21 protein-coding genes are annotated in these 24,398 nt (G+C 26.0%); 9 read left to right on the top strand and 12 right to left on the bottom strand.

What is annotated here, in order from left to right; genetic code table 11:
- Window positions 1–127: 127 nt before the first annotated feature.
- Genes CRU95_RS11160 through CRU95_RS11140 form a run of 5 tightly spaced genes read left to right on the top strand, consistent with a single transcriptional unit; the run spans window position 128 to window position 9,448 of the window.
- Window positions 128–2,116: a tetratricopeptide repeat protein gene (locus CRU95_RS11160; RefSeq protein ID WP_129101209.1), complete on the top strand. Its 1,989-nt coding sequence runs from the start codon at window positions 128–130 to the stop codon at window positions 2,114–2,116.
- Entirely contained in the window at window positions 2,109–4,067 is a 1,959-nt protein-coding gene (locus tag CRU95_RS11155; RefSeq protein WP_129101208.1) for a sel1 repeat family protein, read from the top strand. The genes CRU95_RS11160 and CRU95_RS11155 overlap by 8 nt, the downstream gene beginning before the upstream one ends.
- Before the next feature lie 2 nt (window positions 4,068–4,069).
- Window positions 4,070–5,788: a tetratricopeptide repeat protein gene (locus CRU95_RS11150; RefSeq protein WP_129101207.1), complete on the top strand. Its 1,719-nt coding sequence runs from the start codon at window positions 4,070–4,072 to the stop codon at window positions 5,786–5,788.
- Window positions 5,788–7,728, top strand: a complete 1,941-nt coding sequence (locus CRU95_RS11145) for a tetratricopeptide repeat protein (RefSeq protein ID WP_129101206.1) — start codon at window positions 5,788–5,790, stop codon at window positions 7,726–7,728. Before CRU95_RS11150 ends, CRU95_RS11145 begins: the two co-directional genes overlap by 1 nt.
- A gap of 1 nt (window position 7,729) precedes the next feature.
- Complete coding sequence (locus tag CRU95_RS11140) at window positions 7,730–9,448, top strand: DUF4153 domain-containing protein (protein WP_129101205.1); 1,719 nt, start codon at window positions 7,730–7,732, stop codon at window positions 9,446–9,448.
- An 8-nt stretch (window positions 9,449–9,456) separates the two neighbouring features.
- Here CRU95_RS11140 and CRU95_RS11135 read toward each other — a convergent pair whose 3' ends face one another.
- The 7 genes from CRU95_RS11135 to CRU95_RS11105 form a co-directional block, all read right to left on the bottom strand.
- Complete coding sequence (locus tag CRU95_RS11135; protein WP_129101204.1) at window positions 9,457–12,030, bottom strand: M48 family metallopeptidase; 2,574 nt, start codon at window positions 12,028–12,030, stop codon at window positions 9,457–9,459.
- 15 nt (window positions 12,031–12,045) lie between these two features.
- A complete protein-coding gene (locus tag CRU95_RS11130) occupies window positions 12,046–12,975 on the bottom strand; it encodes a hypothetical protein (protein ID WP_129101203.1) in 930 nt (309 codons plus the stop codon).
- Window positions 12,976–13,061: 86 nt separating this feature from the next.
- Window positions 13,062–13,511, bottom strand: coding sequence for a carboxymuconolactone decarboxylase family protein (locus CRU95_RS11125; protein WP_129101202.1), 450 nt, complete (start codon window positions 13,509–13,511; stop codon window positions 13,062–13,064).
- A 96-nt stretch (window positions 13,512–13,607) separates the two neighbouring features.
- A complete protein-coding gene (locus tag CRU95_RS11120; RefSeq protein WP_129101201.1) occupies window positions 13,608–14,432 on the bottom strand; it encodes a hypothetical protein in 825 nt (274 codons plus the stop codon).
- Between the two features lie 50 nt (window positions 14,433–14,482).
- Entirely contained in the window at window positions 14,483–15,169 is a 687-nt protein-coding gene (locus tag CRU95_RS11115; RefSeq protein ID WP_129101200.1) for a response regulator transcription factor, read from the bottom strand.
- Window positions 15,170–15,171: 2 nt separating this feature from the next.
- The gene (locus tag CRU95_RS11110; RefSeq protein WP_129101199.1) at window positions 15,172–16,296 is read right to left on the bottom strand and encodes a sensor histidine kinase; all 1,125 of its coding nucleotides are present in this window, start codon (window positions 16,294–16,296) and stop codon (window positions 15,172–15,174) included.
- 48 nt (window positions 16,297–16,344) lie between these two features.
- The gene (locus CRU95_RS11105) at window positions 16,345–17,781 is read right to left on the bottom strand and encodes a sodium:alanine symporter family protein (RefSeq protein ID WP_129101198.1); all 1,437 of its coding nucleotides are present in this window, start codon (window positions 17,779–17,781) and stop codon (window positions 16,345–16,347) included.
- Between the two features lie 119 nt (window positions 17,782–17,900).
- Here CRU95_RS11105 and CRU95_RS11100 point away from each other — a divergent pair, with 119 nt between their 5' ends.
- On the top strand, window positions 17,901–18,815 hold the full coding sequence (locus CRU95_RS11100; protein WP_129101197.1) for an AEC family transporter: 915 nt from the start codon (window positions 17,901–17,903) through the stop codon (window positions 18,813–18,815).
- Between the two features lie 12 nt (window positions 18,816–18,827).
- Window positions 18,828–19,100 carry a hypothetical protein gene (locus CRU95_RS11095; RefSeq protein WP_129101196.1) on the top strand — a complete coding sequence of 91 codons (273 nt, stop codon included), beginning with the start codon at window positions 18,828–18,830 and terminating at the stop codon, window positions 19,098–19,100.
- A 10-nt stretch (window positions 19,101–19,110) separates the two neighbouring features.
- Here the strand turns inward: CRU95_RS11095 and CRU95_RS11090 are convergent, their stop codons facing one another.
- Complete coding sequence (locus tag CRU95_RS11090) at window positions 19,111–19,827, bottom strand: sulfite exporter TauE/SafE family protein (protein ID WP_129101195.1); 717 nt, start codon at window positions 19,825–19,827, stop codon at window positions 19,111–19,113.
- A 134-nt stretch (window positions 19,828–19,961) separates the two neighbouring features.
- Between CRU95_RS11090 and CRU95_RS11085 the strand changes: the two genes are divergently transcribed.
- Both CRU95_RS11085 and CRU95_RS11080 read left to right on the top strand, forming a co-directional pair.
- Complete coding sequence (locus tag CRU95_RS11085; protein ID WP_129101194.1) at window positions 19,962–20,627, top strand: redoxin domain-containing protein; 666 nt, start codon at window positions 19,962–19,964, stop codon at window positions 20,625–20,627.
- Between the two features lie 84 nt (window positions 20,628–20,711).
- Complete coding sequence (locus CRU95_RS11080) at window positions 20,712–21,497, top strand: exodeoxyribonuclease III (protein ID WP_129101193.1); 786 nt, start codon at window positions 20,712–20,714, stop codon at window positions 21,495–21,497.
- Window positions 21,498–21,502: 5 nt separating this feature from the next.
- On the opposite strand, the gene CRU95_RS11075 is transcribed toward CRU95_RS11080, so the two are convergent.
- The 4 genes from CRU95_RS11075 to CRU95_RS16810 all read right to left on the bottom strand — a co-directional run bounded on the left by CRU95_RS11075 (window position 21,503) and on the right by CRU95_RS16810 (window position 24,371).
- The gene (locus CRU95_RS11075) at window positions 21,503–21,850 is read right to left on the bottom strand and encodes a DUF86 domain-containing protein (RefSeq protein ID WP_129101192.1); all 348 of its coding nucleotides are present in this window, start codon (window positions 21,848–21,850) and stop codon (window positions 21,503–21,505) included.
- On the bottom strand, window positions 21,843–22,154 hold the full coding sequence (locus tag CRU95_RS11070; RefSeq protein WP_129101191.1) for a nucleotidyltransferase family protein: 312 nt from the start codon (window positions 22,152–22,154) through the stop codon (window positions 21,843–21,845). Before CRU95_RS11070 ends, CRU95_RS11075 begins: the two co-directional genes overlap by 8 nt.
- A gap of 229 nt (window positions 22,155–22,383) precedes the next feature.
- Window positions 22,384–23,208 carry a hypothetical protein gene (locus CRU95_RS11065; RefSeq protein ID WP_129101190.1) on the bottom strand — a complete coding sequence of 275 codons (825 nt, stop codon included), beginning with the start codon at window positions 23,206–23,208 and terminating at the stop codon, window positions 22,384–22,386.
- A gap of 866 nt (window positions 23,209–24,074) precedes the next feature.
- Window positions 24,075–24,371: an ORF6N domain-containing protein gene (locus tag CRU95_RS16810; protein WP_258238689.1), complete on the bottom strand. Its 297-nt coding sequence runs from the start codon at window positions 24,369–24,371 to the stop codon at window positions 24,075–24,077.
- Between the last annotated feature and the right edge of the window lie 27 nt (window positions 24,372–24,398).

The following is a 24,398-nucleotide window of genomic DNA, read 5'->3' as shown; positions in this document are numbered from 1 at the left end:
AAATAAAAGTAAAATCATTATTATAAAGTGCGAATTTTACTATTCTTTATCCAAAAAAGTCGTTCAAAATATTTTTCTAAGAACAATTATAATAATATCAGCAGATTTATATTAACAAAGGAAAACAATGAAATTATTATTATTTTCAATTACTATTATTTTACTTACTTTAACTGGGTGTTCAAATAAATTACCCTTAGCCAAAACACAATTAAGTATAAAATCAAACAAAAAAGAACTAATATCACAAGCAAACATGGGTGATATTAAAGCAATGATTGAATTAAATAAGAAATTTGTTTTCCCAGAAACAAAAGAGGGGTTTGACTATTATAATAAATGGTACCCACTTGTCTTACAAAGTAAAAATTCAAGCGATATTATGGATTTTGCAGAAGTTTTTTATGAATACAAAGATATGTTTATAAGTGGAAAAGAAAAGTATGTAGCCCTTTTAGAAGCAGCATCAAATGAAAAGTTCAAAAAGCCTTTATTTAAACTTTTACAAATATATCTATATGATTATGACCATAAAAAGATAAAAGATACCCAATCAAAAATTTTATTAAATGCTTCAAAAGAAGATTTGACAAAGATTTATGATTTGTATTTAAATATGGGTAAAGAAAAAGATGCAAAAAAAATAGAGACTATAATAGTACAAAAAGGTTATTCAATACCTGTTACTAAAGAATTCTTGAGATTTAAAAATTTCCGTAACTTAAAAAAAGAGGAAGTGAGTAAAATACTTAATGATATCTTAGCATCTAATGAATATGAAAAAATTGTTACAACAGCTAATATTTTGAAAATTAGAGGTGAGTATGAAGAATCAAAACTATTTTTCAAAAAAGTAATAACTCTTACAAATGATGATGCAGATAAATATTTAGAATATGCAGATTTATATGACAAAATGGCTTCTCAACATAGAGTTTTAAATGGAAAAGATGAGAAGTATAAAGATTATCAAGAAGAGATAATTTCAAAGCTAAAAGAAGCAATTAAATATGGACAAAGTGAAGCATATGGCAAATTATTAAAAGTATATTCAAAAGAAAAATATTTTAAAAATGATTATGAACTTTTAATTGAAAAGTTAAGCAAAACAACCCAAGGAAATAGAATATTGGCAAACTCATCAAGTGGAAGTTTTTTTACTCCTGATGATAATATTAAAGATTACTATACAAAAGCTGCGATGAATGGAGATGAAGAGTCAATAGTTCATTTAGCTACAAGAGTTCCTTATACCTATCAACCAGACCTCAAAAGAGATGAAGATACAAAAAAATGGCAAGAGTATATTTTAAATAGTAATAACCCCGCTTTACAAAAAAGATTTAAAAAAGTTTTATTCTCTTATAAATACAAAAATAGTAAATCATTAGATAATGTAAAAGTTGCTATTACAAATATTGATTTAAAAAATGATAATATTTTTACTCTTAGAAGATTGTATAAAGATTTGAAAAACTCTAATCCAACAAAAGCGATGGAGTACTTACAAAAAGCTGTGAATTTTGGTGATGTAAGTAGTACTTATGAGCTTATAAAAGTATATCGACAAAAAAATACAAAAGAAGACATTCTTTTTGCTATAAAAACCTTAGAAGAATTAGCAATAAAAGGAGATAGAACTGCTGCAATTAAAACAGCCTTACATTATGATTTAACTTCAAAAGATAAAACAAAAGCGGTAAAATATTATGAAATAGCCTCTTCTTTAGGAGATAGAAGTTCTACAGAAACATTAGCTCGTATTTTTATGTGTGAAAGTTGTAAAAGTACTAAGGAACTAATTGATTATAAAAAAGCTAAATTCTATGCCCAAAAATTAGTAGATGAAGGTATAGTTAAATATAACTTTAATCTAGGTTGGCTTTATACTACAGGAAATGGTGTGAAAAAAGATATGAAAAAAGCTATTTATTACTTCACCCAATCATATAATTTAGCAAAAGAAGAAACAGCTGCTTATAACATAGGTCTTATCTATAAAGATGGAGATGGTGAAGTAAAAAAAGACCTAAAACTTGCAAAATATTGGTTAAAAAAAGCAAATACAAAAGAAGCAAATAAAGTGCTTCAAGAGATGAAGGAAAATAATGAATAAAATAAAAGTTATAAGTTTATTCTTAATAGTATTATTATTCGCAAGTTGTGCAAATAATAATCTTGAAACTAACTCTACAATCATACCAACAACGCAAAAGAATACTCTTATATCAAAGGCAAATAAGGGTGATATAAAAGCTATGATAGAGTTAAATAGAGTATATTTATTTCCTGAAACTAAAGAAGGCTTAGAGTTATACAATAAATGGTACCCTCTTGTTTTAAAAAGTAATAATACTGAAGATATTATGGAGTTTTATCCTATCTTTACTAAATATAAAAAGATGTTTATAAACGCAGATGAAAAATATGAAAATATATTAGAAACAGCTGTAGATTTAGGAAGTCAAAAAGCTTTATACATATTGTCTTCTCATCTTATTCGAAACAAGCAATATGACAAACTTAAAAAAATATCAGAAAAAATCATAAAAGAAAAAAATCAAGATAAACTCATAACACTTCATAATATATATCTATTTAGTCGTCAAAAGAATGAAGCGAAGAAGATAGAAAAACTAATCACAAAAACTAATAAAGAGTATTTTCATTCATTATCACTAAATGATAAACTTTTTTATACACATCTTATATATTTACAACCAAGAGAAAAAGGTCTTGAATACAATGAAATCATAAAAGATACAATAAATTCAAATGATCCAAAACTTATATCAGGTATGGCAAATGTACTATTTGATGATGCAAGATGGTACAGAGCAAAAGCATACCTTGAAAAAGCTGTAAAACTAAATGATAAAGATTCCCTTATACATTTTAACTTAGCAAATGAGTATAAAATAATTGATACCTCAAAACATAAATACAAAGAACAAATCATATTTCATCTTACGAAAGCTGCTTTGTTAGATAATTATAAAGCAACAGAACAACTATTGGAAATCTTTTTAAAAGAAAAAAATACTCAAGCATATTTTGATTTAAAACAAAAAATTCTAAAGCTAAATGAATCAAAAAGAGCATTGGCAGACTTTTATTATAAACAAAATCGAATCACTGAAGGTGATACACTTTTAAATGAACTAGCACAAAAAAATAATAGCCAAGCTATTATAAGTTTAGCACGAAGTTATAAAAGTAAAGAGTTTAATCCTGAAAAAGATGCCCTTATTGATAAATGGAAAAACTTTGTTTTAAATAGTGATCAAGTCTATTTAAAAGAGATGTTAAAACCATATCTTATATATAGAGAAGATATTGAGTTTAAAAACAAAATCATTCAAAAACAAATAGAAAACAATAATATCACTGTACTCAAAGAGTTAGCCAAAAATACAAAATTTAGCACTAATATCGAAAAAGATGAGGCAATACCTTATTTACAAAAAGCTGCTTCATTTGGTGATGTTGAAAGTAAATATCTTCTTGCAAATAAGTATAACTACTACGATAAGAAAGAATCTAAAAAAAGAATAGCAATATACAATGAACTCATAAAACAAGGCGATATAAAAGCTTATAAAGAGTTGGGAACTGCATATAGTTATGCACCATCAGGTAATACAAAAGAAGATGTAAATAAATCTTTATACTACTATAAAAAAGCATATAAAAATGGTGATAAAAGTGCTTTAGAAGATATTATTGTTTATTACATTTGTCCTGATTGTCCTACTTATAATCAAGAACAAAGCGAAATTTATATCAATAAAGCAATAGAAGATAAAAATGCAAACTTACTTTATAGATTAGGCGGAACTTATAAAATTGGGAAAATCGTAAAAAGAGACAAAAAAAAGGCAATACAATATTATAAAAAAGCTTCTGAATTAGGAAGTTCAGGAGCATATTCTGCTCTTGAAGATATATATCAAAATGAAAAAGAAGGTAAGAATTGGTATGAAAAAGTTGTACCAAAAAAAGTACAGACATATGAAGACTTACTCAATGAAAGTAGTAAAAAAAATACTAAAAAGAATGGAAAATAAAAATGAAAATAATTTTATTTATATTAATTAATCTATTTATATTTACAACTTATACAAATGCTTCAGAAATAGCAAGTAAAGAAGCACTTATCAAAAAAGCAAATAAGGGAAATATTCAAGCTATGATTGAGCTTAATAAAATATATTTATTCCCTCAAACAAAAGAGGGTTTTGAGTTTTATAAAAAGTGGTATAACCTTGTATTAAAAAATAATAAGTCAAAAGATCTACTCAGCTTTGCAAAAGTATATAACGAATACAAAAGTATGTTTATAAATGGTGAGTTAAAATATATAGAGCTTTTAGAAGCAGCTGATAAACTTGGCAATAAAAATGCGGCAATTATTTTAGTTAATCAATATAAAAATGATATGGACTTTAGCCGGGTAGTTGGCAATTATGAAAAACCAAAGAAGTTCTATGAAAGAGTAGTTAAAAAAATAAACCCAAAAGATATAGTTATCAAAAAATCAAATGAATACAGCACTATGGATATAAAAAAATTAAAAAAAGCTGCTTTAAAAGATAACTATCTTGCCACAAGATATCTTTTAAAAAAATATCTAAGAGATAAAAAATATCTAGATGAGTATTTAGCTTTTGAGAAAAAAGCATTAAAACTAAATGAATCAAAAAGAGCACTAGCAGATTTTTTTTATGAGTATATAAATAAAACAAAAGGAATTCGACTTTTAGAAGAGTTAGCAAAAAAAGGAAATGCTGATGCAATAGCAACTCTAGCAACGAAACCAAGAAATGGATTTAGATACGATATTAAAAGAGATTCAAAGGAAAAACTTACTGATTCACAAGAAAGAATTTTTGAAATTCTAAGTGTAGCAGCAAAAAAAGTATATGAAGATTCCAATATAAAAATAGTCGCAAAGCCAATACCAAAAAATACTAACTATTTACTTGATGATTCAAAAGGAGCTCTAAAATGGCAAGAATTTATTATAAATGATAATAAACCTTATTTGATATCTAAACTAAGAACTACAATCTCAAACAATATAATTACCTATGATATATATAAAGATTTAAGAGAAAAATTAGAAGAAAAAGAGATAAAAGAAGAAAATATCTACACACTAAGAGAATTATCTAATTATTATAAAAGAAAGAATAAAAAACTATCTGAGAAATATCTAGAAACAGCTTCAAAATTAGGAGATGAAAAAAGTAGTAATGATTTGGCAAATTTTTATACATATGATAAAAGAGATAAAGTAAAATCGAATGAAATACTTGAAAAACTGGCAAGTGAAGGAAAGATTTCAGCAATAAATGATTTGGCTTATTCTTATTACAAATCAAAAGATATAAAAAAAGCTATAGAATATTATGAAATAGCAGCTAATGCAGGATCTTCAAGAGCAATAGATAAACTAAGAATAATATATCATGAGCAAAAGAACTACAAAGAAGCAATGAAATATGCTCAAAGATGCACTCTTTTTGATAATCCTAGTTGTTATTTCTATGTAGGTTATTACAATCACTTAGGTTTAGATACAAAACAAAATCTAAGCGAAGCCATAAAATACTATAAAAAAGCATATAGTATAAATAAAAATGATTATGCAGCTAATAACATCGGTCAAATATACTTAGTAGGTGGAGCTGGTGTGAAAAAGAATTTAGAATTAGCAAAACAATGGCTTAGAAAATCAAATATTAACATGGCAAAAAATACACTAAAAAAACTAGGGGCTAAATAATGAGAATACTATTTTTTATACTTATTAATATATTTATACTAACAACATATGCTAATGCTTCACAAGTACAAAGTAAACAAACACTCATAAAAAAAGCAAATAAAAACGATGTACAAGCAATGCTTGAGTTAAATAAAATCTACTTATTTCCTCAAACAAAAGAGGGAGTTGATTTTTATACAAAGTGGTATGATTTAGTATTAAAAAGTAAGGATACTAAAGATATTATCGCTTTTGCAAATGTTTATGGTAAATACCAAGATATGTTTAGTGATGGTATCAAAAATTATATAGTACTTTTAAATAAAGCCATTAAACTTGGAAACAAAGAAGCTGTATATATGTTGATTGATAAATATGTAACAACTGAGCAAGTACTGGAAGAAGTAACAAATAACAAAGAATTAAAAAAATTTTTTGATGATGCTATTAAAAGTGCGAAAGAACAAAGACTAATTGATTTATATACTAAGTATTTATTAGATACTAAAACTACATCATACGAAAGACTTCTAAGGGCGAGACTAACAAGTAAACTTATAAAACAACTAAATTTTAAAGCACCTAATCTTGATAAGCTTTTAGAACTAGACACTTTATATAATACATATGATATGAAAAAAGTCAAAGAAAAAGCAGATGAGATATATGCTTTAGATGATTATAATTTACTTGTAGTAACTGCTGATTTTTTTTATGGAAAATATAAAGCTGATGAAGGTAAAAAGTTTTATGAAAAAGCTTTAAAAATAGATAATACAGATGTAACAAAACTTGATGATACAAAAGCTATATCATATTATTATAATAAGGCTAAGATTTATGAAGCAATTCAAGCATATAAAACAACACAAAATGAAGACCTATTAGTTGGGTTTTTACAAAAAGCTGCTTTATTAGATAGTTATGATGCTACAAAAGAGCTTTTAGAGATTTATCTAAAAAATGTAAAATATAAAGATGCATATCTTGCTTTAGAAAAAAAGCTTTTAAACCTCAACGAATCAAAAAGAGCTTTGGCTGATTATTTATTTAACAATAGAGATAAAGAAAAAGCAATGAAAATATTAAATGAGTTGGCAAAAAAAGGCAATGAAAATGCCATGATAGAACTAGCAATAAAACCTTTTAAAAAGAAATCTACTAGTCCATTTTCATCTGGAGATACATATGGCTATTATGACCCTGATGTGGCAGTAGTAAATAGAAAATGGCAAAAAATTATCTTAAATAGTAACAAACCATATCTTATATCTAAATTAAGAAATGCCATTGGTAAATCTCCTATTTTATATAAAGAGTATACAAAACTAAGAGAAAAAATAGAAACAAAAGAGATAAAAGAAAAAAATATCTTAACTCTAAGAGATTTGTATGAACAAAATAAAATCAATGATAATAAACTTGCTAGAAATTATCTAAATCAAGCCATCAAACTAGGTGATGTAAAAAGTGGTCTTATTTTAGCACAAGCAGATAAAATTGAAAAAAACAAAAAACCAGGTGGTAAAGAGTATTTCATAGCAAAAATGTATGAATCAGGAATGTTTGGTAAAATAGACAATAGAAAAGCTATGTATTATTATAAAGCATCAGCAAAATTGGGTTATCCACTAGCCTATATGACACTTGGAATATACTATCATCAAACATTAGATCACGCTATAGCAATTGACTATTTTAAAAAATGTGTTGCCTTAGGAGAGGGAGTTTGTTATGCTTATATGGCTAAATATTATGAAGAAGGTTATATACAAATACTAAAAAAAGATATGAATAAAGCTTTAGAATATTATAAAAAATCATATGAACTAGATAAAAACAAAGATGTAGCTAAATACATAGCAAAAATATATGAAATAGGAAAAGGTTCAATAACAAGCAATTCAGAACTTGCAAAACAGTGGTATGAAAAAGCAAATATAGAAAAGGCAAAATAAGTTGGCATTGGTACATAAGTTAAAAAATCAGTTCTCTAAGGATATATTTTCAAAGTTCCCCTCAATATTTATATTTATGGGAACTACTCTATTCTTAGGAATTTACGGTAATCATAAAGGAACTACTTTAACATCTGAATTTTATTATTCATTATTTATGATGATTATTTCAGTTTCTATACATCTATTTTTTTATAAAAAAAGATTATCTATATTATATAAAACTATTGTATGGGTATTGTCTTTTTTAGCTGTATTTTTGTGTGTATTTGTATATACTCAATCAGAATTTATATTTTTCCTTAGCACTCTTTTACTTTTAAGTTTTGCACCTTTTTTATTTAGAAATTCTTCCAATGAAGATATTTTATTATTCAACCTAGTATTACTCTCAACTATTAGTTTTGCCCTACTTAGCTCACTCATATTATTTGCTGGAATTGAATCAATAATTTTCACACTAATATATCTATTTAACATGCATTTTAATAAACTTTATCACTATGATATAGCAATAACAATTTTCACTGTTTTATTTCCACTTCTTGCACTATCTAATATATTAAAAGATGACTTTTTAAATACTATAAATTTTAAATATGATAATGCATTTTTGCTACTTATTAAAAATATCTTATCACCAATAATTTTGATTTATGCTTCTATTCTTTATATTTATTTTGCAAAGATTATATTTTTACAAGAGTTACCTAAAGGTGAATTATCTACCATTATATGTCTTTTTTTGACTATTGGTATTTTATTAAAAAGTTTACTTGTAGGATTAAACAATCACAATAAAATAAGTAACTTTTTAAACAAATATTTCATCTATTTGATGATAGTTCCTATAGTTTTTTTAAATATAGCAATTTATACAAGAGTAGAACAATACGGATTTACAGTATTGAGATATTTATTAATCATGTGTAGTATTTGGTTTACATATTTATTTTTATATGAACTTATTAAAAAAAGTTTTAGCATAAAAAATGCTCTTATTTCGCTTTTTTTATTAAGCCTAGTAACATCAATTAGTCCATTTAATGCTAAAGATATATCAATAAATTCTCAGCTTAATCGACTTAAAACTATATTGATCAAAAATAATATGTATATAAATAATAAAGTAATAGCTACTAAAGAAGAGCTTCCCACATCCCAAAAAATTGCAATCAGTGAAACAATCAAGTATCTTGTAAATAAAGATATAAGTAAAAATGCTCTTAGTAAACTATTTGATAAAAATATATCATCTAAAGAAGAAGCTTTGAAATATATCAATGTGCAATATACAAACAAATATACTTTATTACAACCAAAATATTTAAAAAATATTTCTCTTAATAACATTGCTATAAGAACTACAGGTTATGATTATGTGGCTGATTTAGTATTTAATTCCCTTAAGAAATCTATGCAATTTGGAGCAAAGTCTTTGAATTATTCTATGCAAAATTCTATATTGACAATCAACATAGAAAAGCAAATTTTTAAATTTGATTTAAAAGCTATTGTAAAAGAACTACGCAAAGATAAAGTAGAATATTTAGATAAGACAAACTATCAAAAAGCTATTTTTGATATGGAAAATGAAAATATAAAAATAAGACTTTTTATAAAAAGTTTATTCATTGTAGAAAAAGATTCTCTCTATGATTTAAGAATAAATGCTGGTAAAGGTATTCTTCTTTTTAAAATAAAAAAGAAGAATAAGTAGATTTAAAATTAATCTTTTATATCTACTCTATCTTTTACTTTTTTAGGTATTTTCTTCTCTTTTCCCTCTTTTATCATAAGTTCAATATACTTTTTATAAGCATTTTTAGCTTTGTCTTTTTTCCAGTATGACCAATATGCATCACCAAGATTATAATAAGCCACAACTCTATTTGGATATTTCTCTATTATCTTTTCTAATAAAATAATAGAATATTCTTCTCTATGTAGTTTCTCTAAATAATATGCGATATTGTTATAGCTTTCAACTGTTTTATTTGTGATTGGTTCTTGAACCATCAACTTCCAAAAAAAGATTGTATTATACTTATTTGCAATACGAGTCTTTTTTTGTTTATACATAGTACTTAATTCTTTTTCAAGATCTGTTAGTGAAATCCCAAGGGCATCTTTGTCATATACTTTTTTTAAAGTGCTTTGATAATTTCTTAAATTAGAACACTCTTTAATAAGCTCTTGATAATAAGAAGTATCATCAAAATCATTCTTTAATTTATCAAAATATTTTCCATATCCACTTACCATATATCTTTGAATATTTTTAAAATCATATCCAAACGAATACCAATTGTCAGTTCTATAACTTATTTCTTGATTGTATTCACTTTTTGTAGAATTCTTAATATCATACAAGGCAAGTTCATTTTTTGCTAACATATATGTTACTTTTGCTTTAAACTCTTTTTTTGTAAAGTTTTCAAGTGCTTTATTAAGATATTTGTTTGAGAGGTTTATTTTTCTTAGTTCCAACTCTTTTTCTTTAAATGAGTAGGAACTTCTATAAACTGTTGTAAGAGTATTTGAATTTCCCCAATAACTTAAGTTATACAAGGCAGTTGCATACAAATAATTACTCATAGCATCATTTGGATTTTTCTTTAAATTCTCTTTGATTTTTATTATCTTTTCTAAAGTCTCTTTCAAAGTAACCTGTGTAGGAGATACTCTTCTATTATTTCCCGCTATTAAGTTATTAAAAATATTAAATCTCAACTTATAATTTAACTTATCAGGGTACTCTTTAAGTAATTTTTCAAATTCTAAGTTATTCATCAAAATACTAAAATAGGCTTTTTGTAAAGATTTATCAAAATCTTTATACTTAAAGATAATCTTTTCTAGCATATACTTTTCTAAGCCAGATTTATCTTTTTTATTCTTTAACTCCTCTATTTTTTCATACTTCTCTAAATTTATACTATTGATACTTAGGTATCTATAGTTTGAAGCAATAAAATATTTAAACTCATCACCTTTATCTTTATACAAATCTTTAACTTTATAAAATGTATATTTAAATAAAGAATCTTTATTACACTTTTGAGTCATCAGTTTATCAAGTCTAGTTGCAATATTATTTTCAATATCTGTATTAATAGTTTTTAAGCCGTTTAAATAAATAATATAACCTAAAGCATTTAATTCGTGAATATCCTCACCCTTTACTTCTTTGTATGCTTTTTGTAAGTAATCTTTTGAAGAAGCGATATCTCCTTTATAAAAAGAGAAATATGCTAAAGCTAAATCAACTGTGTACATATTATCTTTTGATACAGTTTGTAAATAATTTACCAAAGGAGTATATTTATCTATATTTTTGGGTTTAACTTCATAATATGAATCTTGTGGATAAATATTAAAAAAGTCTTGTGATTTTAAAACTTCTCTAAATAATAATAGGTCATAATTTTTTGAATTAAGATCAATTTTTGCGATATTTTTAAGCTCTTCTACAATATTTGCATTTGCATCTAAAGCTCTTAGAGTAAGAAATTTGATTTTTTCATCTTTATCTTTTGCCATAGAGACTAAATCATTCCAATCCTTGTCTGTTTTAATTGCATTAAAATTATAAAATGCCAAATACCAATTTGACTTAGACTTATCAAATAACTTAGTGAATTCATAAACACCCTTTACATTTTCACCATTTTTTATCAAAATTCCAGCATATAAACCTTGAATCCAATCCTTTACAATAGAATCACTTCTTTGTAATAACTTTTTATTTGCAGTATAAATTGAATATGCATTATCTTTATTATAATAGTGTGCAAGTCTTAATGCTAAAAAGAAGTATCTTTGTTTTAAATATTTTGATTTTGTACTTTGTATATTTGATATAGCTTTACTTATTAATAAATCAACATCTGATTCTTTTAATTTTTTCCCCTTATATCCATATTTTAAATAATATTTTCTCCATGAAGTTACAAAAGGTGCTTGTAAATTTACAAAATCTATATAAGCTCTTATCTCTTTATTTTTTATTGATGAAAGATTTTTTCCCTCATATAAAAACTCTTCAATTTGTTTGAGGGAGTATTGTTTTCCAAACTCTTTTTGCCACTCTTTTAGATTCTCTTTTTTTGCCTCTTTATCTGAGTTCATAACTATATTATTATATGTAGAAGAGAAGTTTAAATTATCTTGTATATTGGAAAAAGCATAATCTCTTTTGTGCAAAAACTTAAACTCATAATCCTCTGGCCAAAAGCCACCTCCACAGGCAAACAAAAAGTGGTGCAAAAACACCCATAAAAATATTATTCTAAAAAACACTATAAATATTCCTTCTTACTTTAATTTATTTAAATCATATTTGTCTTTATATTTTATTGTATAAAATATCACCTCATAAAAAGGATTTTTTGCAAGCTCAAAAAAATCATCCATCGCTACTTTTAAGTCTTCAAAATTTGAATCTTCGAACCTTAAAATATCCCCTTTATAGATGTATCTACCTTTAAAATAAAAGCTTTTATTTACTTCATAAAAGTTTTTTTTTATGAGAGTAAAATTTTGTGCAAAATCCTTTTTTTCTAAGCCCTCAAATATATCTATTGCTTTTTTATTTCTAAATTGTACACCTTGAGAGTACAAAGGCAAGGCAAGTTTTAATTTTAAGGGATAAATGTCAAAATTATAATGATATTGTCTTGCAACATCATTATCTAAAATTGAGTTTTTGGTATTAAAATTTGCGATATCAGACATATTATAATACATCAAAACTCCATAATCAACTGGCGGGATTCCAGTTTTTTTTGCATATTTTATTTGATGTAATCGTATAGTAACACTAAGTTTTTTATTGCTTTTTAGTTTTATTTCTCTTAAAAAATCAAAATATTTTGCCTTTGTTGAAAGAGACCAATCACAATCAATTTGTATTTCATCATAAGAATAAGGTATATCTTTTAAGTTATTTAAAACCTTTTTTACCATCAAACTTAAAGGCTCCTGCCCCATAGCTTTATTTGTGATATATATAACAGGCACAAAACCTTTTGTTGGTTTAGTTATAAATTTTGTTTTTATTATTTCTAGTTTATTTGAATAGTTTATATCTAAAACTTTTATATAAAGTTTCTTTTGGTTATTTTGTAAATTATAGCTATTTTCCCAATGGTAAAAAGAGAAACTAATCTCTTTTTTAAAATTATAAAAAATAGCAATAAATAATAATAAAATAAATGGAAAAAGTAATGCTTTTTTGTAGTTCAATTTTTCTCTTTGTGTAAAATAATTTTTAGAATCATAACATCATTTTACTTTTTTTTGAGAATCAAACTCAACAAAACTTTTAACTATTATTTAACTTCATATCGACTTGCTATTGCTATTCTATTTAATGTATTCATTGTGATTGCTGACCATTCAACAGCTGCAATTTCATCTTCGTTTAAAACCTCTTTTACATCTTCATAAACTTCATTGGGAACTTGTCCTTGTATGATATTACTTATAGCTTCAACTAAAGACAAACTAGCTCTTTCTTTTTCGTTGAAATATTGCGTTTCTCTCCATGCAGGTATGACACTTATTCTTTCTATACTCTCACCACAATCAAGTGCATCTTTAGTATGCATTCTAAGACAATAAGCACAACCATTTATTTGAGAAACTCTTAACAATAAAAGATGAAAAAAGCTCTCTTCTATATTTGCTTTTTTTATAAGTAATTTAACTTCATTATTTAATTCAATTACTTTGTTAAATATAGTTGGATTTGATTTTTTTAAATTTATTTTATTTGTCATAATATTCCTTTTATCTTAAATATAAAAGAATACTATCATTAAATTGTCCTTTTTAAAAGATACAGATTTTAATATTTTACAAGGACAGTTTAAAGCTTATTTCCCCAGATTAAAAATTCCTCTTACAAAATGATAAAGAATAAAAAGGAAAATAATAGGTAGAAGAATAGTTTGAAAAACAAAAGCGATAATTAAAGCTACTATATAATCACTTGACTTATCCACAGCCTTTTTATACTCTTCTATTTTTTTATCATAATAACTTGAGTCAAATTTTTCTGTGATTTTAGTAAAAAAAGAACTATCTTCTTTATTTTCTATTGTATTTTTGGTCACTTCATTTACATCATCTTTTACTTTTACAATATCTTGATTTAACTCTTGGATATTATATTCTTGTTTAACAAAATTATTATAAACAAAATCATTGGCTAATCCTATAAGTGGAACTGCAAAACGAAGAAAAATAAGTATCACTGTGATTTTAAAAAATAGCGTTCTAAATCTTTCATCTTTTGTAAATCTAAAAAACATCCAAAGATTTAAAATAAGAATTGAAAAAAGTAAAATATAATTATAAATATCAGCAGTTACAAAATTCATCATGATTTTTTGAATACCAAGGGAAACCATACTAGCAAGCATTACTAAAGAGAATTGTTCGATTAAGTCATTTATAGGATCTAAAACTTCCCCAATAGCAACTGTAAAAAAAGGCAAATCAAGCTCAGTACCTTGGGCTAGTGAAATAACAGCATTTAGAGCTTTTGCACTACCAAAGACTATTACAGATTGGTTAAAACTTTTATCAACTAGTTCCTTTCCTTTAATATCTAATATATATGAAAAGGCAAAAAATATTATTGCAATGGAAAAGCACAAAATTAAGATTTTATTCCAATGTGTTTTAAAAAACTGCATACTCTATCTTTCTTGAAATTTTTAATATTATATCAAAAAATTTAATATTTTCAATTTTCTAAAATATATCCTGCTTGTGAAATATTTTTGATAATATTTGTTGGCATTTTATTTCTAAGCTCTTTTATAAAAGACTTCAAAGCATGACTTGTCATAATTTTATCTTGCCATAACTCTATCTCGATTTGTTCGTATGTTGTTATTGAATTTTTATTTTTATATAAAAGATTTAAAAAATCATTTTCTCTTTTTCGTAAAGGAATTATTGTAGAATCATCAAAAATCAACTCTCTTTTTGATAAGTCAAGTTTTAAATTCTCACTTAGTGATATTTGCTCTGAAAAGTTTCTTTCTATGTACTTATTCAAAGCTTCATTTAATTTTTTTGAATTTAAAGGTTTTAAAATAAAATGGTCAATATTTAAATTTATCAAATTCATAAGATACTCTTCATTAGAATAAGCAGTAAGCATAATAATAGAAGTTGATATGTCATTTTGTCGTACTTTTTTTACAAAATCAAGACCATTCATTTTTGGCATTTCTATATCACTTAAAATTATTTTAGGTCTGTATTCTTCATACATTTCTAAAGCTTCTAAACCATTTCTAGCTTCATACACTTCTTTAAAATAATACTTCAAAGTACTTACAAGAAACTCTCTAATTCCATCTTCATCTTCAACACATAAAATACTTATATCTTTTAATTTTTCTTTTAATAATTCATTATCCATATCTATCCTAACACTATTACTTTAAAAACAGCACCTTCTTCATCATTTTGCACACTAAGTTCACCACCCATGTTTTTTTCAATAATCAATTTTGAAATATATAAACCAAGTCCTGTTCCTTTAGAAGAATCTTTTGTACTATAATAAGGGTCAAAAATCAAATCAAGATTTTCTTCACCAATTCCACCTGCATTATCTTTTATAGTTACTATGCTTTGCATACCTCTTGAGGTAATAGTAAGATTAATCTTTGGGTCTTTTATTTGTTTTTCTACTAATATATCTTTTGCATTGCTAATTAGATTTAAAATAACTTGCGAATATTCTGTTGGATAACCAAATATTTTTTTATCTTTTTTTATATCAAATATTAAATCTATTGATAAATTATGTAATGTTGCATCTACTAAATTTATAGCTTTTTTACAAGCATCACTTATATTAAAATACTCTTTTTTCTTATCTGGTTTATAAAAATTTCTAAAATCATCTATGGTATTTGACATAAATTCAATCATATCATTACTTCTATCTATAGAATTTAAAATATGTTTTTCATCGACTTTCTTAAATCTTGTTGCAGTTTCTAACTCCATCAAAACACCTGACAATTCACTTAAAGGTTGCCTCCATTGGTGAGCTATCATAGAAATCATTGAACCAACTTTTGCCATTTTTGATTGTTCTAAGATTGCTTTATCTTTTCTTTTTCCTTCTTCTATTCCAAAAGCTACTTTTGAAGATAAGGTTTCATTTAGATTTTTTAATTTATTTTGTTCATTTTTTACTTTACTCATGTATTTGTTGACAATATCTTTTACAATAGAAGTCATAAGGAAAGTAAATAAAGCCATAAAACACAAAACACATAAAGTCACAACTTTTATAAAATATAAAAAATCTGATTTATTCTTTTCATAAACTACTTTTTTGTCTTGTATAACTTCTTGTATTACTTTGGTACTAAAATATTTTTTGGGATATGTTTGAATTAGAATTTTCACATCATCTTGAAAATTTTTTTCTGAGACTTTCATATAGTATGAACTAATAAAAAATGCGCAAAAAATGATACATAAAAAAGGTATCATTATTATAAAAAATGGAATTCCATCTTTATTAAACACTTGTTTTCCTTGAAAAGAAAAGTGTGAGAATTAACTCACACTTTTTATTTATGATTTTTTATCGTTAATATTATCAACAATCTCTTTCCAAATAGCTTTATCGATTTTAAATTCATTGTAATCATTATATCTAAGAACAGGAACTTTCCCTTCTTTTACTTGTCTTTCATAACCTTTGATTAATTGTAAAACAGGTTTATATAATAATGCAATTACAGTCATATTGATAACTGCTAATAATCCCATTGATAAATCAGCAAATGAGAAAATTGAACCTAAATCTTGAAATGAACCCCAAATAATTAAAGTTATACAAATAACTTTAAATATATTAAAGGCAGTTTTATTTCCTTTACTAAAGAAGTTTAAACTATTTTCAGCTAAATAATAGTTATAAATCATTGAAGAAAATCCAAATAAGAATAAGGCGATTGTAACAAAGTAACCACCTAATGGTCCTACTTGTTCGATTAAGGCATTTTGAGTTAATAAAACACCTTGAACACCTTCTTCACCTGGAGTGTAAACACCTGATAAAAGAATAATAAATGCTGTACAAGAACATAAAATAATTGTATCAATAAATACAGAAAATGATTGTACAATCCCTTGTTGAACTGGATGTCCAACATAAGCAACTGCAGCAACATTTGGAGCAGAACCTAGACCAGCTTCATTTGAAAACATTCCTCTTTTTGCACCTTGTAAAATAACAGCACCAATACCACCACCAATTGCAGAACTTGGATTAAATGCTTCTGTTATAATCATATTAATTAAACCTGGGATTTCACCTATATTTAAAACAATAACAACAAGAGCAATAAGTAAATAACTTCCTGCCATAACAGGAACTATTACTTCTGACATTCTAGCAATTCTTTTTACTCCACCAAAAATTGTAAGTCCAAAAACAATTGTTAAAACAATTCCTGAAATCCAAGTAGGAATGTCAAATGTTGCTTCAAATGAAGTTGAGATAATAAATGATTGAGTTGCATTAAATGCAAAACCAAATGTAATCATAAGTAAAATAGAAATGATAACACCTAACCATCTTTGACCTAATGCTTTAGTTGCATAATAAGCAGGTCCACCTCTATATACTCCAGAATCTATGCCATCTTTTTCTTTATACAGTTGTGCCAATGAACACTCAAAGAAACTTGTTGCCATTCCAACAAGTCCAATAACCCACATCCAAAATACAGAACCAGCTCCACCAAGTGTGATAGCAACTGCAACTCCAGCGATGTTTCCACCACCAACACGACCAGCAACACTTAACATTAAAGCTTGAAATGAACTAATATGTCCTTCTTTATCATGAGCTGTTTCTCTTAAAATGTGAAACATCTTAAAGAAGTATCTAAATTGTACAAATCTAGAACTTACTGTGAAAAAGATACCAAGAATAGGTAGTACGTAAATTAAAATCGATCCCCAAATAAGGTCATTTAGGAATGTATTTATTTCTGCTAACATTATGTTCTCCTTTTGCAAAAAAAAATTTTAGCATCTTGGGGAGGCTTTAAAGTGGGTTTCTTAATAATTTATGGTTAATATGATAATATTCTATGCAATATTAAATAGAAAGAATTTTTATGATACATATATTTTCAGCACTCATTCCTGTATTTAGTCTTATTCTAATAGGATATTTTTTTAAAAGAATAAAATTCCCTTCTCATGAGTTTTGGCCACAAGCTGATAAACTAACTTATTATGTATTGATGCCTTCACTTTTAATTTATAAACTTTCAAGTGCTTCTTTAGACTCAGATAATAGTTTAGGATTTGTGGGTTCTGCTCTTTTAGCAATATTTTTGACAATGGTTATACTTATTATTGTAAATAAAATCAAACCAACATCTCCTAGTGCTTTTACTTCTATTATACAAGGTTCAATTAGATTTAATACTTATGTTTTTTTAGCTTTAGCTGGCTCAATTTTTGGAAATGAAGGCTTAATACTATCAGCAATCATACTTACCTTTGCAATTCCATTTATAAATATTTTGTGTATAACAATATTTGCACTTTATGTTTCAAATGATAAATTAGATTTTATTTATTTGTTAAAATCTATTTTCAAAAATCCTCTAATAGTAGCTTGTATTATTGGTGGAGGTATAAATTTTCTAGGGATTCATCTGCCACTTGTTTTAAATAATACTTTAGAGATACTTAGTCATGCCGCACTTCCAATGGGACTTTTATCTGTAGGATTTGGACTTGTAATAAAAGAGATTAAATCTTCAAAAAGTGAATTGATCATTGCAATAATAGGGAAACACCTAATTTTCCCAATTTTTATTTTTATTTTTGGTAAAATATTTGGAATAGATGGAATGATGCTTTCAATATTAGTTTTATTTGGTGTTTTACCAACTGCACCTTCATCTTTTATTTTAGCTAGACAACTAGGTGGGGATATAGGATTGATGTCGTCAATCATTACAGTTCAAACGCTTATATCAATGGTATGTATACTTTTTGTTTTACATTATTTTGTTTAAAAAGGAAAATCTATGAAAATCATTTTAATACTTACAACATTTTTTTTTACTAGCTTATTTGCTAATTATTCTTATTCAGATTCAAACTCACAAAAAATAGATATGCATGGTGGGAATAGTGATTCATTAAGCGGCAATAATAACTCTTTTTCAAATATGAACTCAAACAATCTAAGCAACTTAGGTGCAAAAGAAGAAAAAAAGAAGTTCAAAGCAAGTAAAGAAACACCTATAGAAAAAGATGAAGAGAAAAACTTAAAAGAATTGGAAGATCTAGGTTTATAAGTGCACTTATTTAAATAAATGCACTTACTATTACTTTTACAGCTAAAAGTGATAATAAAACTTTTAGTATCATAATAAATTTTTTACCATCAATTACATTTCGAAGTTTTGTCCCTGTCCAACTTCCAATAATAGCACCTATAATCATGGCAAATAAGATTCCAATATAATCAAAAAATACAAATCCAAAAATCATAAAAGCAAATACTTTTAAAATATGAGTAATGCTCATCAAGGCAGCAGCTGTTGATACTACAATATCTTTATCTTCATAGTCTTTTAGTAAAAGAGTCATAGTAAGAGGTCCTGTTGCCCCTACAACTATTGAAAGCCCTGTTTGGAAAAATCCAAGCAAATAATAATTTTCGTATTTTCTTAACTTTTCATTGAATTTTTTACTCCAAAGAGAAAGTAAAATATAAGTTCCTATAAATAAAGGCACATATTCTAAAGAAATAATATATAAAATTGAAGCGAAAAAGCTTATTCCAACAATTGAACCAATTAAAAACTTTGGTATCACTTCAAATTTTACATCTTTGTATCCAAAGGCTGCTCTACTTAGATTACTTGTCATTTGGCTTATACCATGTACTGGGATTAAAGCATTTAAAGGCAGAAAAGAAGGTAAAACTGCTATTAAAATCATGCCTCCGCCAAGTCCAACAACACCTGCGATTGTTGATGTAAAAAAGGTTATTAGCCCTAAAATTATTTCTTGACTCAAAAGAATTCCTTAAAATGTTGTAAATTTGTACTATAATAAAATAAAGTTAAAGTTTCCTTTCTTTATAATGCTGACAAAATATTTTATAATTTGTTGTGAAAAAATGAGATATTCTTTTCACATAAGGAGCTTATATGCCTACGCTAGAAAAAGATATAGAAGATTATTTAGTAGAATTTCAAGGAAGAGTCCCAAAAGAGACTCAAGATACTCTATATAATGCTATTAAACAATTAGAAGAATCAGACAGTTTTACCAAAGCTTTAAAAGTAGGAAATAAAATTCCCGAGTTCTCTATTTCTAACCAAGATAGAAAAGTTATCAACATAAAAGATATTGTTGAGAAAAATAAATACACTGTTTTGTGTTTTTTTGAAGGCTCTTGGTCTCCATATGCTATATTAGAATTACTTGCCTTGCAAAAGATTGTTTCGCAATTAAAAATTTTTAATGCATCATTAATCACACTTTGTCCTCAAACACAAGATAAATCATCTTATTTAAAAGAAAAACACTCTTTTACATTTGATATTCTTTATGACAAAAATAATACTATAGCAAAAGAGTTTGGTATAAATTATACTTTGAGTAATGAAGTAATCGCTGTATATGAAAAACAAAAAATAGATATATTAGAAGCAAATAGAAATGGTACTTATGATTTACCACTTCCAGGAACTTATATTGTAAATAAAAACTATGAAATAATATATGCTTTTGTTGATGCTAACCATAGAAAAAGATGTGAACCTAAAACTATAACTGACACAATCAAAAAAGATATTATAAACAAACGATAAATGATTTTATGAACTTGACAAAAGCAAATGCTTTTGTTAATGTTTAAAAATATATCTACTATCAAATAGAAAACAAGGTTTTAAATGAGTAAATACAAATTTGTATCATGGAATGTAAATGGTATACGAGCAGTTGATAAAAAAGAAGCACTTAAATGGGTAGATGAACATGAAATTCATCTTTTAGGTGTACAAGAAACAAAATCAATGAAAACACAAATTCCCCAAACTATCTTTGAAAAAAACTTCAAAAATGTAACAGCAAGTGAGTCAGCTATAAAAGGTAGGAGCGGAACGGCCCTATTTACTGACTTGGACATAACTTTTGAGTGTACTTGCCCTACTGTTGATGTACTTGATGAAGGAAGAATCAATGAAGTTCACTTTACTTTAGGAGATAAAGATATAGCATTTTTTAATGTTTATTTCCCAAATGGGCAAAGTAAAGAAGAGAGACTTGTATATAAAATGGAGTTTTACGATAGGTTTTTAAATCATTGTGAAGAATTAAAAAAACAAGGTAAGTCAATCATAGTATGTGGAGATGTAAACACAGCCCACAAAGAGATAGACTTGGCAAGACCAAAAGCAAATGAAGGTACCTCAGGCTTCTTACCTATGGAGAGAGAGTGGATAGATAAGTTCTTATCTCACGGATATATAGATACTCTAAGACATGTTATTGGTGATGAGCCAGATAATTACAGCTGGTGGAGTTACCGAGCAAATGCAAGAGCCAATAACGTTGGCTGGAGGATTGATTATTTTTATGTAAGTGAGGACTTAAAACCTCATATTTCAAATGCTTATATTATGAGTGATGTAATGGGAAGTGATCATTGTCCTATTGCTTTGGAGATGGAGATATAGAAATACTAAAAATCACTTTTGATTTTTAGTATCTTATTTTTAAGATTAGGAAGATATTCTCTAAGAATATTTTCTATAAAGCCCAAATCAACACCTTCATAATCATGTACTATATAATTTCGAGTATAATAAGCACCCTCTTTATCTTCTTTTAAATCATATTCTTCGATTAAAGTATCGTCAAGTTTTTTAAGGGTTTCGCCAATTTGAGAAATAGCCATTAAAACAGCCATTTGACCTTCAATATCTTCTAAAGTTTCAACAATACCTTTATGTCTATTAACTATTAACTCGATATTTTCTATCATTTCAAGGATAAAATCAATTTTTGCTAAAAAAGAGTTTTCAGACATAAATTACATCATTTAAAATATATTTTTTTGCTGTTTTTGAAAGATTTGTTTTAGGTGCTAAATCAATCTTCTTTCCTAAACTTTTACTTATATGTTCTTTTATTTCATCAAGTTTTTTAAAGCCAATAAAGCCACTATATTTATCATAAAATACTTTATCAAGATGATATAAGATATCAACATCACTATCTTTAAGATTTTCATTTCTAGCGTAAGAGCCAAAAATTCCATCAATAATAAAGCCATCATTGATTAGTGTTTGTTTTATTGCTTTTAAGTTTTCAAATACTTCTTGATTATCCATAAGTGCCTCTATTTTAAAGTATTTTGATTATATCAAAATATTTATGATGATTACAAATTTTGTGTTTTATCTTTTGATATGGAGATTATTATAACGTTGGACTTGAAAAACAAGGGTATGATTCCACTTGATTATTTCAAATTTGATTTTAGCTTTTTTGTTCTAAAAAATTTAAATTAACCGCTGTTTACCCTTGTTTTTCTTCCAAGGTTTTGTTAGATAATTATATTTAATCATCAGTTAAAACCAAGCTTTTAGGAAACCTTTTTCTTTTTTGCCAAAATATAAATAATGGTAATATAAAATATAGGAATCCAAAAATTATAATAAATGTATTTTTAGTATTACCCGTAAAAAATAAATCGTTAATTGAATTTATTTTTTCATATACAGAAGGGTAAATGCCCATTAGCATAATAGTAATACCCAGAAATGAAGTAAAAAATAATAAGAATGAACTATTAGTCAATAAACATGATAACTTACTTGTACATTTTCTAGTATTTAAATTAACTTGACCAAAGTTCTGTATACCTTCAGGAATACCTTTAAATGTTCCTTTTACTTCAGGGTAACTTTTTATATCAGTGTGTATTATTTCAAATACAATACCATCGTTTTGGTCTAAATAATCAAATCCAAAATATGCAATATTTAAATCTGATTCTGAATTTTTGATAAAAGACTTATTAATATCTCTACTTTTTTTGATTATTTTAGAACTTAAAATAATTGCATCTTGTGAGAATTTAAATAGTAAAGGATCATCTTTTACTATGTTTTCTATTCTCAATGTATCTGTTCCATGATTCCAAAAAACTATTTGTATTTTAGTTAAATTATCAACTTGTTGTTCATTAAATAATATTTTAATATCTTTTGATAACTCTAACTGGTTTTTTCTAATAATCTCTAAAGAGTGTTCTTGATAAGCTGGTATAGGTTTTTTAATTGAAAATCTATATGATAAAATAGCTCCAATAATTATTCCAATTATACCTATACTCGTTCCTACCCATCCTTGATTTATAAAATTTAATATTGTATCTATCATTCTGCGTATTCCTTTTGTATCTAACTACTTATTAGTAATACATTTTATATAAAATAGCCTTAAATTAGTGATATTTATAACATAATAAATGTTGGTTTATTATATTAAATAAAAGCCTTTATTTAAGCTTTTCTTGGAATTATTGATTTTAATTTGTCTGTGTTGATATATTTTCAAAGCATATTTCTGAAATTTCATGTATGGTTTACCCCTGTATTTACCTAATAAAACAACATAATGTATACCTATTTGTCAAAATCGTGATAAAACTACATTTTGTTGTTTTAATTCTCTTGAAGAGGTAAACCTCTTCGCTTTCTTACTTTTGTATTGACGAAAAGTAAGCAAAAACAACTACGGCTGAGAAGCCAAAGGTTCCCTCACTTATTATTTTTATCTTTTCTGATTGGTAAAACTCGTTTATTAAAACTTCCATTTAGGAACTTTTAAACACTCAGACAGTTACCAATCTTATTTAGAAAAGAGAAAAATAAACGTTCGGCTTCTGTAGATGTAGTAATATTCTTTGGTGTCTTTTTAATAATAATTTGAACAATCTTTTAGTAATTGAGAATATAAGAAGTTAAGAATAGCTTTCAATCAAAAATGTAAATGTCCTTATCCCACCTTTATTCCAACATTTGCAAAAGCCGAATGTTTATTTCTCTTTTCGGAAAAGACTTGCAACTGTTTGAATATAATAAATATGCTATAGAGCATATTTTTATATAAGTTTTGCAAGGTAGAAAAGATAAATAATAAATGAGGGAACCCAAAGGGCTTTGATAGCGTTGGTGGTTTTGCTTACTTTGTCCACACAAAGTAAGAAAGCGGAGAGGTTTACCTCTTCAAGAGAGTGCTATCTTTTATTTCACAAACCCAATCTTATTTGTCCCCTCTTTAGCCTCTTCTTGAATATCTTGCATACTTGAAACTACTTGTACAACCTTACTTAAAAGTTCTCTTGTCTCTTTATCACTAGTTTCTAACTTCTCTAATCTTTTTATAATATCAAAATAAGGCACAGCTTGATTTTTCAACCTAACAAATGTTCTCATGATAGATAGACTTACATCTATAGCTATTTTACTTTTTAATACACTAGAAAGCATATACACACCATGTTCAGTAAATACAAATGGATTTGAACTTGAGTGTTTCAATCTTTCTAACCGGTCGCATTTTGCGAC

It is taken from the genome of Arcobacter sp. F2176 (genome assembly GCF_004116465.1).
Classification (GTDB): Bacteria; Campylobacterota; Campylobacteria; order Campylobacterales; family Arcobacteraceae; genus Arcobacter; species Arcobacter siniprincipis.
Note: the sequence above shows the minus strand (reverse complement) of the source record. Positions and strands in the feature narration are given on the sequence as shown.

Coding starts and splice junctions, on each gene's coding strand:
- CRU95_RS11160 (WP_129101209.1), top strand. CDS start 128: ATGAAATTATTATTATTTTCAATTACTATTATTTTACTTACTTTAACT.
- CRU95_RS11155 (WP_129101208.1), top strand. CDS start 2,109: ATGAATAAAATAAAAGTTATAAGTTTATTCTTAATAGTATTATTATTC.
- CRU95_RS11150 (WP_129101207.1), top strand. CDS start 4,070: ATGAAAATAATTTTATTTATATTAATTAATCTATTTATATTTACAACT.
- CRU95_RS11145 (WP_129101206.1), top strand. CDS start 5,788: ATGAGAATACTATTTTTTATACTTATTAATATATTTATACTAACAACA.
- CRU95_RS11125 (WP_129101202.1), bottom strand. CDS start 13,511: ATGACAAATAAAATAAATTTAAAAAAATCAAATCCAACTATATTTAAC.
- CRU95_RS11120 (WP_129101201.1), bottom strand. CDS start 14,432: ATGCAGTTTTTTAAAACACATTGGAATAAAATCTTAATTTTGTGCTTT.
- CRU95_RS11115 (WP_129101200.1), bottom strand. CDS start 15,169: ATGGATAATGAATTATTAAAAGAAAAATTAAAAGATATAAGTATTTTA.
- CRU95_RS11105 (WP_129101198.1), bottom strand. CDS start 17,781: ATGTTAGCAGAAATAAATACATTCCTAAATGACCTTATTTGGGGATCG.
- CRU95_RS11100 (WP_129101197.1), top strand. CDS start 17,901: ATGATACATATATTTTCAGCACTCATTCCTGTATTTAGTCTTATTCTA.
- CRU95_RS11095 (WP_129101196.1), top strand. CDS start 18,828: ATGAAAATCATTTTAATACTTACAACATTTTTTTTTACTAGCTTATTT.
- CRU95_RS11085 (WP_129101194.1), top strand. CDS start 19,962: ATGCCTACGCTAGAAAAAGATATAGAAGATTATTTAGTAGAATTTCAA.
- CRU95_RS11080 (WP_129101193.1), top strand. CDS start 20,712: ATGAGTAAATACAAATTTGTATCATGGAATGTAAATGGTATACGAGCA.
- CRU95_RS11075 (WP_129101192.1), bottom strand. CDS start 21,850: ATGTCTGAAAACTCTTTTTTAGCAAAAATTGATTTTATCCTTGAAATG.
- CRU95_RS11070 (WP_129101191.1), bottom strand. CDS start 22,154: ATGGATAATCAAGAAGTATTTGAAAACTTAAAAGCAATAAAACAAACA.
- CRU95_RS11065 (WP_129101190.1), bottom strand. CDS start 23,208: ATGATAGATACAATATTAAATTTTATAAATCAAGGATGGGTAGGAACG.